Annotated in this window: 15 protein-coding genes; 3 read left to right on the forward strand and 12 right to left on the reverse strand. The window is 39.7% G+C overall.

Features of this window, described 5'->3' with window-relative positions:
• Window position 1: 1 nt before the first annotated feature.
• From L2567_RS12300 to L2567_RS12335, 8 genes are all read right to left on the reverse strand, one after another.
• Window positions 2–796: a Nif3-like dinuclear metal center hexameric protein gene (locus L2567_RS12300; RefSeq protein ID WP_235298079.1), complete on the reverse strand. Its 795-nt coding sequence runs from the start codon at window positions 794–796 to the stop codon at window positions 2–4.
• A complete protein-coding gene (rfaE2, locus tag L2567_RS12305) occupies window positions 793–1,287 on the reverse strand; it encodes a D-glycero-beta-D-manno-heptose 1-phosphate adenylyltransferase (RefSeq protein WP_235298080.1) in 495 nt (164 codons plus the stop codon). Before rfaE2 ends, L2567_RS12300 begins: the two co-directional genes overlap by 4 nt.
• The gene (locus L2567_RS12310; protein ID WP_235298081.1) at window positions 1,259–2,329 is read right to left on the reverse strand and encodes a lysylphosphatidylglycerol synthase transmembrane domain-containing protein; all 1,071 of its coding nucleotides are present in this window, start codon (window positions 2,327–2,329) and stop codon (window positions 1,259–1,261) included. The genes rfaE2 and L2567_RS12310 overlap by 29 nt, the downstream gene beginning before the upstream one ends.
• A gap of 7 nt (window positions 2,330–2,336) precedes the next feature.
• Complete coding sequence (gene panD / locus L2567_RS12315) at window positions 2,337–2,684, reverse strand: aspartate 1-decarboxylase (protein WP_235298082.1); 348 nt, start codon at window positions 2,682–2,684, stop codon at window positions 2,337–2,339.
• Between the two features lie 110 nt (window positions 2,685–2,794).
• Window positions 2,795–3,649, reverse strand: a complete 855-nt coding sequence (panC, locus tag L2567_RS12320; RefSeq protein WP_235298083.1) for a pantoate--beta-alanine ligase — start codon at window positions 3,647–3,649, stop codon at window positions 2,795–2,797.
• A gap of 3 nt (window positions 3,650–3,652) precedes the next feature.
• Window positions 3,653–4,678, reverse strand: a complete 1,026-nt coding sequence (locus L2567_RS12325) for a glycoside hydrolase family 113 (protein ID WP_235298084.1) — start codon at window positions 4,676–4,678, stop codon at window positions 3,653–3,655.
• 939 nt (window positions 4,679–5,617) lie between these two features.
• On the reverse strand, window positions 5,618–6,046 hold the full coding sequence (locus tag L2567_RS12330) for a hypothetical protein (protein ID WP_235298085.1): 429 nt from the start codon (window positions 6,044–6,046) through the stop codon (window positions 5,618–5,620).
• A gap of 133 nt (window positions 6,047–6,179) precedes the next feature.
• Window positions 6,180–6,662, reverse strand: a complete 483-nt coding sequence (locus tag L2567_RS12335; protein WP_235298086.1) for a YybH family protein — start codon at window positions 6,660–6,662, stop codon at window positions 6,180–6,182.
• A gap of 141 nt (window positions 6,663–6,803) precedes the next feature.
• Between L2567_RS12335 and L2567_RS12340 the strand changes: the two genes are divergently transcribed.
• From L2567_RS12340 to L2567_RS12350, 3 genes are all read left to right on the forward strand, one after another.
• Window positions 6,804–7,337, forward strand: coding sequence for a DUF2911 domain-containing protein (locus L2567_RS12340; RefSeq protein WP_235298087.1), 534 nt, complete (start codon window positions 6,804–6,806; stop codon window positions 7,335–7,337).
• A gap of 93 nt (window positions 7,338–7,430) precedes the next feature.
• Window positions 7,431–7,856 carry an alternative ribosome rescue aminoacyl-tRNA hydrolase ArfB gene (arfB, locus tag L2567_RS12345; protein ID WP_235298088.1) on the forward strand — a complete coding sequence of 142 codons (426 nt, stop codon included), beginning with the start codon at window positions 7,431–7,433 and terminating at the stop codon, window positions 7,854–7,856.
• Window positions 7,857–8,555: 699 nt separating this feature from the next.
• Window positions 8,556–9,215 (forward strand): alpha/beta hydrolase, encoded by a 660-nt coding sequence (locus L2567_RS12350; protein ID WP_235298089.1) that lies wholly within the window; start codon window positions 8,556–8,558, stop codon window positions 9,213–9,215.
• A 16-nt stretch (window positions 9,216–9,231) separates the two neighbouring features.
• Here the strand turns inward: L2567_RS12350 and L2567_RS12355 are convergent, their stop codons facing one another.
• The 4 genes from L2567_RS12355 to L2567_RS12370 form a co-directional block, all read right to left on the reverse strand.
• Complete coding sequence (locus L2567_RS12355) at window positions 9,232–10,233, reverse strand: alpha/beta fold hydrolase (protein WP_235298090.1); 1,002 nt, start codon at window positions 10,231–10,233, stop codon at window positions 9,232–9,234.
• Window positions 10,230–10,718 (reverse strand): hypothetical protein, encoded by a 489-nt coding sequence (locus tag L2567_RS12360; RefSeq protein WP_235298091.1) that lies wholly within the window; start codon window positions 10,716–10,718, stop codon window positions 10,230–10,232. Before L2567_RS12360 ends, L2567_RS12355 begins: the two co-directional genes overlap by 4 nt.
• Window positions 10,719–11,006: 288 nt before the next feature.
• Complete coding sequence (locus L2567_RS12365; protein WP_235298092.1) at window positions 11,007–12,602, reverse strand: T9SS type A sorting domain-containing protein; 1,596 nt, start codon at window positions 12,600–12,602, stop codon at window positions 11,007–11,009.
• 14 nt (window positions 12,603–12,616) lie between these two features.
• Window positions 12,617–14,983, reverse strand: a complete 2,367-nt coding sequence (locus tag L2567_RS12370; protein WP_235298093.1) for a zinc-dependent metalloprotease — start codon at window positions 14,981–14,983, stop codon at window positions 12,617–12,619.
• Between the last annotated feature and the right edge of the window lie 9 nt (window positions 14,984–14,992).

The raw sequence follows: 14,992 nt of genomic DNA on the forward strand, positions 1-14,992 counted from the left end.
TTTAATAAAATTTAACCGGATTCGTGTTCACTTTTGTGCAACGGGGTGCAAATTTACGAAATTTTTCATTAAGTAGGTCATGCAAAAGATTGATTGTGAAGCGCTCACTTTCATAGTGCCCAATATCCATGATCACGATTTTTCTATCTGCATCAAAATATTCATGATACTTAAAGTCAGCGGTGATAAAAACGTCTGCATCCGCACCGATCGCTGCATTTAATAAGAACGATCCGGAACCTCCACAAATTGCCACGCGTTTTACTTCGCCGTCCAGGAGTTCAGTATGTTTGATCACTTGTAACTCCATGGATTTTTTCAGATGATCCATAAAGCTATGGTAGGCCAATGGCTTTGCTAAACGTCCCAAAACACCGGAACCTACTCGACCATCATCACTCAAATTCAAATTGGCATTCAAAACCTCCAAATCCTCCAGTCCTATTTTCTCAGCAATCTTCCCATTGACCCCATTATCCAGAACATTATCCAGATTGGTATGGATCGCATAGATGGCAATATCATTCTTAATGGCTTTGGCGACCACCCTATCCACATAGTATCCAGTGAACTTTTTAATTCCACGAAAAATAATGGGATGGTGACTGATGACGAGATTACAATTAATTTCGATGGCTTCCTCCAGTACCTCTTCCGTTAAATCCAAACTGATTAAAACCCCAGTCACTTCTGCGTTCTGATCTCCAAAGATCAGACCGGCATTGTCATAACTTTCCTGGTAATGCAAGGGAGCAATTTCTTCCAGAAAATCAGTAATCTCTTTAATTTTTGTCATTTGAATCGATTGATAATCCTGTCAATAATTTGTGAAGTAGATATTCCATCTCTAAAACTCAATACCCTAACGTCACCGCCATTTTTGAGCACAAATTCGGCACCTACGATGTTTTCCAACTGATAATCACCGCCCTTTACCAGAATATCAGGTTTCACTTGCCTGATCAGTGTTTCAGGCGTTTCTTCTTCAAATGGAATCACCAGGTCCACCATCTGTAAAGCCGCTAACATAATCATTCTTTCACGTAATGGCAGAATTGGTCTGTGGCTACCCTTCAACATCTGTACCGATGCATCATCATTCACTCCGATCACTAGAGAGTCACCCAATTCCCGGGCTTCCTGGAGGTATTGCACATGTCCTGAGTGTAAAATATCGAAACAACCATTGGTAAAAACAATCTTTGCCTTTTCAGTCTTCCATTGACCTAAAACAGGCTCTGCCTCCCTAAAATGATCTTTAACTTTCTGTAGATAATGCTCCTTCATAATTCTTATTAACCAAAGGTAGCAATACATAGGCAAGCAGCCCAAAGAATACATTACAGAAAAGCTGGATCGTGAAGAAAATAATATTGGCAAATGAAAAACCATCGGCTTGCCCGACCCCATAAATTGCAAGGCCTGCCATCAATAAAGCATGGTAACTACCCATTCCCCCCGGAGAAGGAAAAACAATGCCCAATGTACCAAAAACAAATACCATCAAACCCGCAGTCAAGCTCAATGCCGACGTAGGTTCAAAAGCGTAAAAACAAACCCTCGTCATCATGAAATACATGATCCAGATAAATATGGTGTGTCCAATGAATGCTAGTGGATGTCGCAAATTAAAAATGGACTTGATGCCTTCTAAAAATCCATTCACCAGATTGTAAATCTTCACTCCAAACTTACTTTTTCTAAACCAACCAGATCGAAGAAAGTATATTGCGGCAACGAGGGATCCTATCATTAGAACGTAAAAATAAGGACTGCTTAAAATGGGCATCACCTTATCCATGATGACCTGATTTTCCTGGATGAAGCTCCAGAGTGTGTCATATTCCAGTATAAGAGCTAAGCCGATAAATAATAAGAGCATCAATACATCTAAAGCTCTTTCCGCTACGATGGTTCCCACGACTTTCTCCACTCCTATTTTCTCATACCTGGATAGCGCAACAGGCCTTAGCACTTCTCCTAATCGTGGCAATCCGAGATTGGCAAAGTAGCCAATCATCAGTGTGGAGACTGCATTAATGAATTTTATTGAATATCCCAGTGGTCGAAACATCATCATCCACCTAGCGGCACGGCTTACGTTTGATGCCATATACATGACCACTACTAAAAGGACCCAACCGAGTTTAACACTCCTGAAGTCGCTAAAAATTTTACTCAGGTAATTGCATTCTTTTTCGGGCACGCCATCAAGCGCACATTGTTCTGCGAATGCCTGAGCCTGGCTACGATATAGTAGGTACAGTATAATTCCACCAGCGGCGAAAAAGAAGAAGAACTTGACAAGATTCTTGAACTTATCGCCCAAAGCTTTTTTAGTTTACGGAATTGTTCTCATCGGGGAATACGGTAATTGGGCTGTAGTTTTTAGCTTCTTCCGGCGTCATCAAGGCGTATGATATAATTATCACTATATCTCCGACCTCCGCTTTCCTCGCTGCTGCACCATTTAAGCACAAGACTCCTGAACCCCGCTCACCTTTGATGACATAGGTCTCCAGACGCTCGCCATTATTGTTGTTTACTATTTGCACCTTTTCACCTTCGACAAGGTTCGCTGCTTCCATCAATGACTCATCAATAGTGATACTACCCACATAATTGAGGTTAGCCTCCGTTATTCTGGCCCTGTGAATTTTAGATTTGTGTATGGTCAATAGCATAATGCGCGCAAAATTATAAAATTAGAATCAATTTAATGAATAAAATTTGGCAATGAAAAGTTCAATGCACATTGACACTAAGTCATCCAATCGCTCACCATTGCATTGGATTACTGTTCTTTTTTCAAAATAATATTATCGATAAGCCTTATGTCACCCGCCCATACTGCTGCACAGGCAACTATGTAATCAGAGTCCTCATAGTCATTTACACTTTGCAAAGTCCTGCCATCTACTATTTCGAAATACTCCGGCTTAAAGTTTTCAATAGACAACTTATCCATAGCATATTCCTTTAATTGCTCGAAATCTTTGTCTTTAGCCTTTCGCTTTACAGCTTTCAATGTTTTATAAATGATGGCTGCCTTTTCCCTGTTTTCTTTCGTTAATCGCTCATTCCGGGAGCTCATCGCCAATCCGTTTGGCTCTCTTTTGATCTTGCAAACAATTAACTGAGTCGGGATCTCTAATTCATCAATCATATGTTGAATCAATGAGAATTGTTGAAAGTCTTTCTGACCCATATATAGATGATCGGGACATACGATATCGAGGAGTCTTTTGACCACTTTGACCACACCATCAAAATGTCCGGGACGATGCTCACCTTCCATCACTGTAAATAGTGAACCGAAATCTACGTCGATTTCCAGTTGCAAGTCTGCAGGGTAAATTTCATCTTTAGATGGAATGAAAAGAATGTCTGTTTTAAGTTCTTCTAATAGATTTTTGTCCTCTTTAAGTGTTCTGGGATATTTTATCAGATCTTTTGGATCATTAAATTGAGCAGGGTTTACAAAAATAGAACAAACGGTTATATCTGATAACCTTTTGGATCTCTCGACTAAAGAGGCGTGTCCTTCGTGTAGTGCACCCAAGGTAGGAACAAAACCTATGGTTTTTCCTTTGATCTTATACTTAAGTAAACTGGCCTGTAAATTCTTGTTGGTTTTAAAAACTTGCACTTTTTAACTTTTTCCGTACCATTCTGTAATGGTTTTTTCTGCTAATTTACCTTGCGGTGAGTAATCCTTTTGGTAGAAATTCTCTCGATTAGGTCTCATTTCGGGATACCACTTCCAGAAAAATCCCCCGGCCCACCAATCTTCATTCCAGAAAGTTTTAAATAGGCATTGATAGGCATCTGCCTGTGCCTGCTGATTCATATCGTGTTGCTCACGCTCTTTCTCTAATATCCAAGTTTTACCTGCACAACCGTCCACACTCAAGTATCCAAACTCTGTAAAAATGATTCGCTTCCCCTGTTTTTTACTGAAATTTCGAAGATCTTTCACGATAGGTTGCCATTCTTTCTGCAATTCCTTGTGAGTAGGGTGCTTTTTTTCTGTCAATGGAAAGTAGGCACTTATTCCTATATAATCTAATTTATCCCAAATCGGCACATCCTTGTATTCATCCCAATTGCTAGAATAGGTCAGAGGGCCACTATAAACAGCTCTTACTTGTTCAATTAGATCGTACCAATAGTCCGTATTGGACTGCATAGCTTTCTTGAATTCTGTGCCAATGCATAACATACTTACACCCGTTTCTTCTGCAATTCTTGCATATTGCAAAACATATTCAGAGTAAGTAGATTCCCATTCGTCCCATTTATGCTCCTGCTCCAAATCGAAGTCGCCTATCCAGGAACCATGCATCCATATTTGTGGCTTGAGCATCACCTTAAGGTTGCTATTCTGTGCCAATGCTATGGTTTCTTTAACACCCTCTTCCCTTTCTCCCCACCATTGTCGGTCACTTCCATGATACACTTTATGATCATCCCCGGGTATAAATCCATAAGGTATAACCGCAATCCATTCTGCATTAATTGACTTGATATAAGGCATGGGATCACTGCTAAATGGTCTGGGAGGAGCAACAAAACTCAAACCTTTTATTCTTAAAGAATCCTGGGGGATGGAATATTTGTTTTGTTGCAAATCTTGTATGCTATCCGACTGTGAATCAATACCTTGGTTTGGTAGCATAAAGTTGGCAGCAATAGCCATAGATAAAATCGCTGCAAATAAGACGATATAAAAGACTTTTTTTCTCAGTGATTGAATGTTTTGAAGTGAATATAATGAATGATGTTTGATGTTCACGTTGAAAGTGAATGAAAAGCATTTAAAAAATAACAAACAGTTGGGAAAAATTTCCGTTTGTATTACAATAATTGCAATACTTTGCTATACTTTTTACATTATTAGTATTTATTTAATCTTTTTATTAAAAACATTTGTGCAATAGGTAGCATTTGTTGTACATTTGATATATCGAAAGCGATGAGGGGTGGCGGGATCTTCACCCTTAAACATGCAATTTGATCCAATGAAATACTGTGAGGTGATGAAACAGGCAGAACAGACGCAGCCGCTTTCGCGGTCCATTCCTTTAAAGCGCTGTCGCACTTTACTTCTCCTGATGTCGAAGATCAGTCTTGGATGTCTCGGGGGTAAGACTGAAAGTTCTGACCACAGGGAAGAAAAATGACGAAGGTCATTTTAGTGAAGGAACCAAGCGCAGAACCGCTCGGGTGGGTGGCGGGATCTCCACCCTTAAACATACAATTTGATCCAATGAAATACTGTGAGGTGATGAAACAGGCAGAACAGACGCAGCCGCTTTCGCGGCCCATTCCCTTAAAGCGTTGTCGCACTTTACTTCTCCTGACGTCGAAGATCAGTCTTGGATGTCTCGGGGGTAAGACTGAACGTTCTGACCACAGGGAAGAAAAATGACGAAGGTCATTTTAGTGAAGGAACCGAGCGCATAACCGCTCGGGTGGGTGGCGGGATCTCCACCCTTAAACATACAATTTGATCCAATGAAATACTGTGAGGTGATGAAACAGGCAGACATGCCCTCCTGTCTCGGGGGTGGAGATCCCACAATAAACTGGTTTTAAAGTTTAGTTCTACTAAACTTTAAAGCTTAGCTAAGTGCTCCGTGGAGGTTCGAATCCTTCTCTCACAGCCAAAACAAAAAGCGATGTTCATTTTCATGGGCATCGCTTTTTTTATTCTTCTCATTTTAAACTTTAAGTGGCTGTGAGAGCCAGCCGCAGCCACGCGGTTTGCGCGTGGTTCTCTCTCTACAATGCCTCCGGCATCGTTGCTACGCACCATTCGTTCCCAGCCAAAACAAAAAGCGATGTTCATTTTCATGGGCATCGCTTTTTTTATTCTTCTCATTTTAAACTTTAAGTGGCTGTGAGAGCCCGCCGCAGCCACGCGGTTTGCGCGTGGTTCTCTCTCTACAATGCCTCCGGCATCGTTGCTACGCACCATTCGTTCCCAGCCAAAACAAAAAGCGATGTTCATTTTCATGGGCATCGCTTTTTTTATTCTTCTCATTTTAAACTTTAAGTGGCTGTGAGAGCCCGCCGCAGCCACGCGGTTTGCGCGTGGTTCTCTCTCTACAATGCCTCCGGCATCGTTGCTACGCACCATTCGTTCCCAGCCAAAACAAATAGCGATGTTCAAGGACCTACCTCAAATACCCTGTGTTTTTTGACACATACATCAACCTACTAATTTTCCACTGATCTCCATCCATTTTCAACAATGTTGTAAAATCAGATATCGAAGTCATGGTATCTCTTCCCACACCATTTTCTACAGTACACCATGTTAGTCTTGAGATCCCCTGATAATATGCATGCTGATCACCTCCACCAATTTCGGTCTCTAAAGCTTCGTAATTCAGTATCGGATAAGATAAGTCGGTCTTGGGAAACCAAAATTCTCTTACAGCTTCCTTTCCTTGAATCGGCTTACCTTCCCTGTCAGGCATGAACAAGATGATGTCATCACTTATCATTCCCAGAACTCTGGATGAATCACCATCCATCCATGCTTGCCTATAATCTCTCATCGTTTGTTCTATATCTTCTGCTTCAAATTTTTTGCTTTTCGTTGGATAACAGGAAAAAACAATGAGAATCAGTAGGAATGGAGCTATACTTTTCATCTATCTTATTTTACTTCAAAATAGCAAGTAAACAAGATAGTTATGTTAAAAATATCTTAAAATTTCAGCTATGTCTCTGGACATCATTCACATCAAGCAAAAAGAAGTAATTTAGCGGGCTAACAAAATCAAATTTAAAGTATGAAAAAATTATTAACCGCGGTGCTTGCATTCGCTTTTTTTGCATTCTCTTTGACCCTAAATGCACAAGATGAAAAAGCTGCTCCTTCTCCTTTTTCAAAAGTAGAACAAAAAGTAGGAACTACTGACTTTACAGTTGAATACTCAAGACCTGGAGTAAAGGATCGGAAGGTATTTGGAGAGTTAGTACCATATGATAAGAGATGGAGAACAGGAGCTAACGCAGTAACGAAATTGACTATTAACAAAGACATTAAAGTAGAAGGCAAAGAATTGCCTGCAGGTACCTACGCTTTATTCACAACACCGGGTACATCTAAGTGGGATGTGCACTTTTTCGAATATGGTGAAGGCTCACCTAATGCATACAATGAAGCGAAACCCAAATTGACCGTTTCAGTTATGCCTATGAATCTAGGTGATGTTTCTGTAGAAACTTTCTTAATCTTTTTTGATCAATTGAGAGATGAAAGTGGAACTATGATGTTAGCATGGGACAATGTAGCAGTTCCAGTTAACCTGATGGTTAAGTAATTCAACAGGAATAAAGATTTTAGAAGGCCACCATATGGTGGCCTTTTTAGTTGATGAAACTATTTTATTTTAAATTTCATTCATCTTTTCAGAATGGAAAAAGAAGCGAATTATATAATAGAATCCTGTCAGGATGAACTTAGATTTAAGACATCTCGATCTAGTGGTGCTGGAGGTCAGCATGTCAATAAAGTAGAAACTAAAGTTACCCTTAGGTGGGATATAAAAGCTTCTGCTCAAGTCACAACCGATCAGAAGGCCCAACTCGTTGATAAAATAGGAAATTACATCAATAAGGAAGGGGTATTAACCATCTCTGATGAATCTACCAGATCACAATTAAAAAATAAAGAAAAGGTCGTTGCTAAGTGGAGAAATTTAATCAATAAGGCATTTCAGAAAAAGAAGAAAAGAAAAAAGACCAATATCCCAAAATCTGTAAAGAAAGCCAGGTTAAAAGCGAAAAGAAATAGATCTGAAGTAAAGAAATTGAGACAAAAGCCAGGTTTTGATGGCTGAATGTGATTAGAAATCTTTCAAAACCTCCTTTATTTCATAAATCACTTTTATAAATTTATCATCAAATCATCTTATTTATTGAAGTATTTGTATATTTTAATCTCTTTTATTGAAATTACTTGCATGTATTGTTAATTTGATTGTATATTTGTCATATCGAAAGCGATCAATCATTAATACTGTGAGGTGATGAAACAGGCAGACATGCCCTCCTGTCTCGGGGGTGAGGAACAAGCCATAAACTTGGTATAGTTTTCAGTTTATTCTGAAATGGGATTGACCACCGAAAGTTGTACCGTAGCTAAGCGCCTCGTGGAGGTTCGAATCCTTCTCTCACAGCAAAAAAGCGATGTCCATGAATTTGGACATCGCTTTTTACATATATAATAGTCAACGGACTCCATACTTTGGAAGGGAATCACAAAACAAAATTATAAAGCATGGCTCTCATTTCTATGCTTTTGGTAGTATTCATACCCTACCCCAAATCAGCCGCAGACGCTTTCGCGGTCCATTCCTCTAAAGTACTGTCGTACTTCACTTCTCCTGCCCAAAAATTGGTTCCAAATCCAAGGGGCCGTCAATAATCAATGATACTTAATAGTCATTTCAATCTATAAAAACCTGTAGATAATCAAAAAATGCAGTATCGTAAAGTATCACAAAGTTTCGTATAATAGCATATAACATCTTCTATCAGTGATCCATAAAATCTTTTCTACCAAAAAATCAGCCAGATATGCAACCTGGGGTAACCTAAGTGAGAAAACAACCTATTTCTGGTTTGTACTTCACGGCTCCAAAATGACTTGCGAACAAATGCTTTACAAGTTTTCAGATTTTGATCCTGAAACTCACTTTGTAGTTGCTCCAGAGGCCTTAAACAGGTTTTATGCCAATGGGTTTTCCGGAGAAGTCGTTGCATCTTGGATGACCAAAAGAGACAGACTTCATGAAATTACAGATTTTTCCTACTATCTCTCTAAACTTTACCATGTCTACTCCAATCAATTGCCTAATGGTACTCGTAAAGTATTATTAGGCTTTTCGCAAGGAGGCACCACTATGTACAGGTGGCTTCATGCCCGCAAAATATCCGCAGATATGCTTATTCCTTATTCTTGCTGGATTCCAGAAGACATTGACCTGAAAGTTTCTAAAACCAAGCTAAATGAAATGACCACCATATATACATATGGGGCAAAAGATCAATTCTTTAAGGAAGACACGCACGATAAAATCATAGAGGTTATCAAGAAAAATGAGCTAGACATAACCTTTGAAGAGTATGATGGCAACCACAGAGTAGATCGTACTCAACTCCATAAAATTTTCAAGAAATATATTGAAATAAAATAACCTCGGATTATCGCTTTCACTTATACTTCTCTACAAACTCCATCATTTCTTCCCCAAATTTTATTGGCTCGGAATCAAATGGATGATGCAACGATCTTTCAAAAATTACAAAGTTTTTCTCATGATGAGGAATGGAAGAAAATGATTCCAAACCATTGGAAAGTGGAGCACTTCCATCGTATTTGCCATAAATGAATAAGACTGGTATTTGAATCTCATCCGCTCTCTGCTCAATGGATAAACCTCGTTCTATCGCCTCCTCGACTGGTCGGAAAAAGTGATTATTAGTCCACCAATGTAATGGATTGTTGTGGACCAATGTATTCATGATTTTCGCTGATGAACTTACATTGGAAACCAGTTCATCCTTTCGCACCAGTTCAAAAAATGAGCTCAGCAATCCTAAGATTTCATCATATGTTTCAGAGACTTCCGTTTTCTCCAGCAACAATTGCCATTCATCCTGAAAGAAACTGATATCCAATTGTTGTTCAGCAATGTCTAAAATCAATTTTTTACGGTCAGCTGCAATGGAAGTCAGGTTCAGAACACCATCTATATTGATCCAACCTTTCAAGTCGATATTGTCGCGAAGAACCACAAGCCCACTTTGCAAACCTCCCCAGCTATGGCCTGCCAGAAAAACTTTCAAATCACTACCATATTTATGCTTAAGCACACTATATACAGCTTCGATGTCCTCCAACATAACTTTGATGATTTCTTCCGGCTTTTGGGAATTCTGTTGAGCCATACCAGCGCCGCGCTGATCGAAATAGGCTACGGCATATCTGGACTCCAGTTCACTTACAAATGATTTATCGCGAAACGACAATCCAAAACTACCTGCTCCATGAAGCATCAATATTAAAACATTTGCTCCTGCATTACCTCTTACATGAACAGGCAAATCAGCCCCTGCATGTTGAACATGAAAATCATCATTTATATACTCGTCCGATGATTTTTCACAAGCCAAAGCCAAGATGACGGACATTATAAATATACAGTACCTCATCGTTCCCAAATTTTATATCCAATTGTAACGTTTACATGGGGCATAACCCCAAAATTATAAGGCGATAGAACAAGGAGTTGGAGTTTCGTTTTTAATCTTCCGGCGGAAAGCCATGTTCTTCCTATCGACAATCCCGGACTGTAATACCAATGACCTTGCAAAACAGAGGCTTCTTTCACCGACCCATTAGCATTTACCGTATAAGTCCGATTAAGTATGGTTCTAAAAACTCCTAAAGGTAGAACTGATGCCTGCCATTTGCCTTTTTGTAGTCCTACTCCTATTTCAACAAAACTTGCAGAATGGGTGTTTGGATCAATGTAAAATCCAATCTCAGACACCTGGTGATATGATCCCAGCGCTAATTCTAAATCTAAATACGCTCCCGGATTCAAGAGATTATTTCCGAGATATCCTGCACTGATCGATTGAGCCTGACAGCCAACATTGGCATAAAAAAGTAAAACTAGTACGGTTCGAATCATAGCTCACGTTTAAAACACATAGCATTTCTCTTCGAAAAGTTACCTGAAGAACCCCAATTTTTAACCTTTTCTCTTCTCAACATTGTAAAATTTATGATGATTAGATTTAACACGATCTGACTACTTCCACTCTAAACTACTGTCAACGTCAGCTTAGAGATTAACAGGATCATTTTAAAATTTGGATTGAAGATCAAAGGTATCAAAGAAGTGATTGGCCAAATACCAGGATTGTTGGTGGGTTTCCGGTTTCGAAGGAGTTGCAGGAAACTCTAGCCTTGAGCGATTTTATACTTTAATAAACTTTAGGGTAGTGGGAGGTCTTTGGTTCCCGTTGATTCCTAGAAGATATATTCCGGGATTTAAGTTTTGTATGTCAATAGTCTTTCCATTCATCTTTCCATCGAGCAAAAATCTACCATTGATGGAAAATATTTGATAATCATCAAAATCATGAATGTCTCCTTCTAAAATCAATATATCTTCAACAGGATTTTGAAGCAAATTGATTTTAGGAATGGTGAGGCTACCTGGTGAAGTCGAAGACACCAAATCAAAACAATTGGCATCATCAGGATTGCTTGGAATTGAAGAGTCTAAGCTGCCCTCATAACTGCAAAAATCCCCTTGTCCTTCACAGTCGCAAAAAAAACAAGACATATCCATCTCAGGGATCAAGAATTGACCTGGTAACCAACTATCATTGACTTTATGGCGTCTACGAACGATTCCAATTGACTCGTAGATTTCAACAAACTGGAAAGATCCCCAAAATTCACTTACTATTCGTCCCATCTGGACTTGAATCGGAGGATAATGTTTTCTATCTATTCTAACACTATCCAAAACAAAATAACTTCGGCAATTCTCCGGGTCTGGAAATTCATCAAGGACCAAGGGATGATATTCTAATGTATCTCCAATCCTCATGTCGAAATCATACACAAGATGTGAAGTATCTCCTGTCCAATAATATAATTTCCGACCCTTCTGTCGTAAAAGGTAAGGCTGTTTTTTGGCATAAACCAATTCACTTTCACCTTTTAAAGATACCACGGTATTAGACAGCTTATAAAATGGTGTCTCATTGATGATCGTATCGCTAGGATATATCCATTCTAGCACTCTTGCATGGGTAGTAGGACTGAGACCGCCTCCAAATGTGTATACCCATTTTCCGCCTGACGAAATCCATTGATGATTAGAAGCTGAAATTTCATAGCATAGATCAGCCTCTTTTAAATTGATGCTATCCCTTACAAAGTTGCACAGATAAGGAGGTGAGTAATCCAGTAAACAGGTGATGCCTTGACTTGGTAATAGAAAACCAAAGACATTCCATGAAGCACCTTCATAATTAAACTTTGACTGAACAACTCCTATTCCTTTGTATATTCTCAAACCTCTTGGTGCATAGGCATATTCTTTTCTCACGACACCTTGTTGCACCATGACCTCAATGCCATCAACCATTGTAGTGAAAATTGAATCTATCTTAAATATCGCTGGACAATTGGGGTCTATTTCATCACCAAACCATTTGATAGAGTCTCCTACTTCCATGGTAAAATCATAGATCAAATGTTCTTTACCTTTATAAAAGTGAAAAACACTGTCTTTACTTTCTCTCAAAAAGTATTTCGGCGATTTTTCAAATAAAGTATCACCTGCAATGACATACAGAGCTTTGACCCCTTCTAAAATTTTATAATTCTCTCCGCTTAAGACGGTGTCGCCATTGACTGTAATGGATTCAAATCCACTTACACCACCGAAATAGCCATACGGAATTTGATGTATCCATTGATCTCCTTCCTCAAACCATTCCTGGCTCAACAATAAGACCGGAAATGAAAGTAGGCAAAGTACAATTAGCTTTTTCATGGTTGTTTGTTTGTTTAGTCACACCCTATCGGTGATCCCGGAGGCATGTCTGGCATGCTAGGTAATTTCAATTCTTTAGATAAATCAAGTCCATCATCAATCATTTTCCTGATCAACTTCCCATTTGCCGAATTGACATCAAGATTCCTGGTATTAACTTTTTCGAGTGCTACCAATGCCTCAGCAGTCACCTGACCAAACCCACCGGTATTCCTGGCATGCTGCAATAAATGCATCACATACAATCGCTGAACAGTGTTGGCAATCTGCTCTTGTACTCCATTCGCAGCACTCATATTGAAAATACTATTGGACAAACTTTCCAAATAACCACTGAGGGAAATTTGATCAGCATTTCTTGCATGATGATGCACAATTCTCGTCAGTCTGTCCTCATTGAGCATAAATGCCAGCGTGTGATTCGCACTTCCTTCAGCAGCCGCAATAGGATCAAATGTCGTAGATGTATATCGATCAAAGGTCTCGCGATTTCGGCGATATCCAAATGCTGGCGGAGGTAATTTTTCTAATATACGCTCGGGTATCTCCAAAAACGATGGCTCCAGCGTCGATAACAACGTTTCCATAGCCTCTTTTTGGATAGCAGGATCTACCATTTCGTTGATAATTGACTGAGCATCTCCTTTTACAGCGTAGGTATAATTAACACCACCGATCAACTTGGCAACTGCTTCCACTTGATATCGATGTGCTAAATACAACGGTACCAAAACATTTTCTAAATAAGAATACGGTGTTCCTGTAGTGATAGAAGCTTGGCCAAAGTTTTGCATCGCTTTGCTTCTCAACATCGACAATCTGGAAAGTTCGTCAATAGGAGAATCTCCATTGTCCCAAAGATGTCCATATGGATGTGCTCCTCCAGCTGGTCTGGCATCGGAATCTGAAATAAAGAGAAAGCCTTCATCGATGCTTTCTTTAATGATCTCATTCAATGCGTTTTCTTCATTGATTTCCTCAGAAAAATCCTGGTAACCATATAGAATGGTTCTTTTATCCCAATCTCCGATTCCAACCGCATACGAGTCGCTGAGATCCATCTCTCCATTTTCGCCGATAGAAACCACCGGATGTGGATAGTCCATGACTGACGCGCGATCATTATAAGATGCTGCAAAGTTATGTGCAAGTCCGATGGTATGTCCCACTTCATGTGCAGATAATTGACGTAGTCTTGCCAATGCCAATTCCATCATCGGTGAGTGATTACCGTCATCACTCCCATAAGGCGATAGCAATCCTTGTGCGATTAAAAAATCCTGCCTGACCCGCAAGGATCCAAGCGACACATGTCCTTTAATGATTTCACCTGTGCGAGGATCTGACACAGAAGCTCCATAAGACCAACCCCGTGTGGAGCGATGAACCCATTGGATAACATTATAACGAACATCGAGGGGATCTGCATCGTCAGGTAACATCTTTACTTGAAAAGCGTCAATATAACCAGCTTCCTCGAAGGCCTGGTTCCACCATCTGGCGCCATCCAGCAAAGCAGATCTTATGGGTTCCGGTGTTCCTGGGTCTAGATAGTATACAATAGGTTCGACGGCCTCGCTTTTATCCGCTCCGGGATTCTTTTTCTCTAATCGATGTCGATAGATATATTTCTTTTCCTTGCTTTCGTAGATAGGTACTGCATAATCAGCGTAGGTCAGAACATTAAAGCCTGAAAAAGGATGAAATTTTCTAGGTTCATAATTGTCGTCCGGCAATTCGATGAATGAATGATGCATTCGAACGGTGACTGCTTCAGATGATGGTGTAACTGATCGAATATAACCACCTTCAGCCTTCCCCGTAAAAGTAATCATCGCTTCAAATTCTGAATTCTTCGGGAAGGACTTGGTCCTTGGTAAATAAACGGCAGAACGCGAGGCATCTATTTTATAACTTCCTTGCTTACTGGATTTCAAACGATCAGCTACATTGTGAGCGTCACTTAGTAACATAGGAGTTAAATCAATCATTAATTTCCCCTCTTTCTGAGACTCCACCTTAAATCCCCACAATACAGATTGTGCAAAGGCTTCTTCTATTGCTCTCCTTTCGGATGGATTGTCACTTTCTGCTCGGTAAGAATAGTTGGGCTGAACCAGCAAAACTTTATTTCCGGATTTAATAAATTTGACTATTCGCTCATTGCCTAATTGACCTCTGTCTAAACCAATGTCATTGGAACCAACGCCCGCAGCCAAGGCATTGACATACAAAAATTCCTGATCCAATTTATCTACCTCAAGTAGTATTTTACCCGTGGAATCTTTCCACTCAAAGTTAAAAAATCCGGAGTAGGACTGATCTTGTGCTTGCAGGAGACCCACACTGAACAATAGTGTTAAAAGTAGCGTTTTCTTCATCATAAATTT

The sequence above is a fragment of the Portibacter marinus genome, from assembly GCF_021533195.1.
Lineage (GTDB): Bacteria > Bacteroidota > Bacteroidia > Chitinophagales > Saprospiraceae > Portibacter > Portibacter marinus.

Bases quoted from the DNA above. Each gene is read 5' to 3' on its own strand.
- L2567_RS12335 (WP_235298086.1), bottom strand. From the start codon at position 6,662: ATGAAAAGTATAGCTCCATTCCTACTGATTCTCATTGTTTTTTCCTGT.
- L2567_RS12300 (WP_235298079.1), bottom strand. From the start codon at position 796: ATGACAAAAATTAAAGAGATTACTGATTTTCTGGAAGAAATTGCTCCC.
- L2567_RS12365 (WP_235298092.1), bottom strand. From the start codon at position 12,602: ATGAAAAAGCTAATTGTACTTTGCCTACTTTCATTTCCGGTCTTATTG.
- L2567_RS12340 (WP_235298087.1), top strand. From the start codon at position 6,804: ATGAAAAAATTATTAACCGCGGTGCTTGCATTCGCTTTTTTTGCATTC.
- panD (WP_235298082.1), bottom strand. From the start codon at position 2,684: ATGCTATTGACCATACACAAATCTAAAATTCACAGGGCCAGAATAACG.
- L2567_RS12360 (WP_235298091.1), bottom strand. From the start codon at position 10,718: ATGATTCGAACCGTACTAGTTTTACTTTTTTATGCCAATGTTGGCTGT.
- rfaE2 (WP_235298080.1), bottom strand. From the start codon at position 1,287: ATGAAGGAGCATTATCTACAGAAAGTTAAAGATCATTTTAGGGAGGCA.
- L2567_RS12330 (WP_235298085.1), bottom strand. From the start codon at position 6,046: ATGAGAAGAATAAAAAAAGCGATGCCCATGAAAATGAACATCGCTTTT.
- L2567_RS12370 (WP_235298093.1), bottom strand. From the start codon at position 14,983: ATGAAGAAAACGCTACTTTTAACACTATTGTTCAGTGTGGGTCTCCTG.
- L2567_RS12325 (WP_235298084.1), bottom strand. From the start codon at position 4,678: ATGCTACCAAACCAAGGTATTGATTCACAGTCGGATAGCATACAAGAT.
- L2567_RS12355 (WP_235298090.1), bottom strand. From the start codon at position 10,233: ATGAGGTACTGTATATTTATAATGTCCGTCATCTTGGCTTTGGCTTGT.
- arfB (WP_235298088.1), top strand. From the start codon at position 7,431: ATGGAAAAAGAAGCGAATTATATAATAGAATCCTGTCAGGATGAACTT.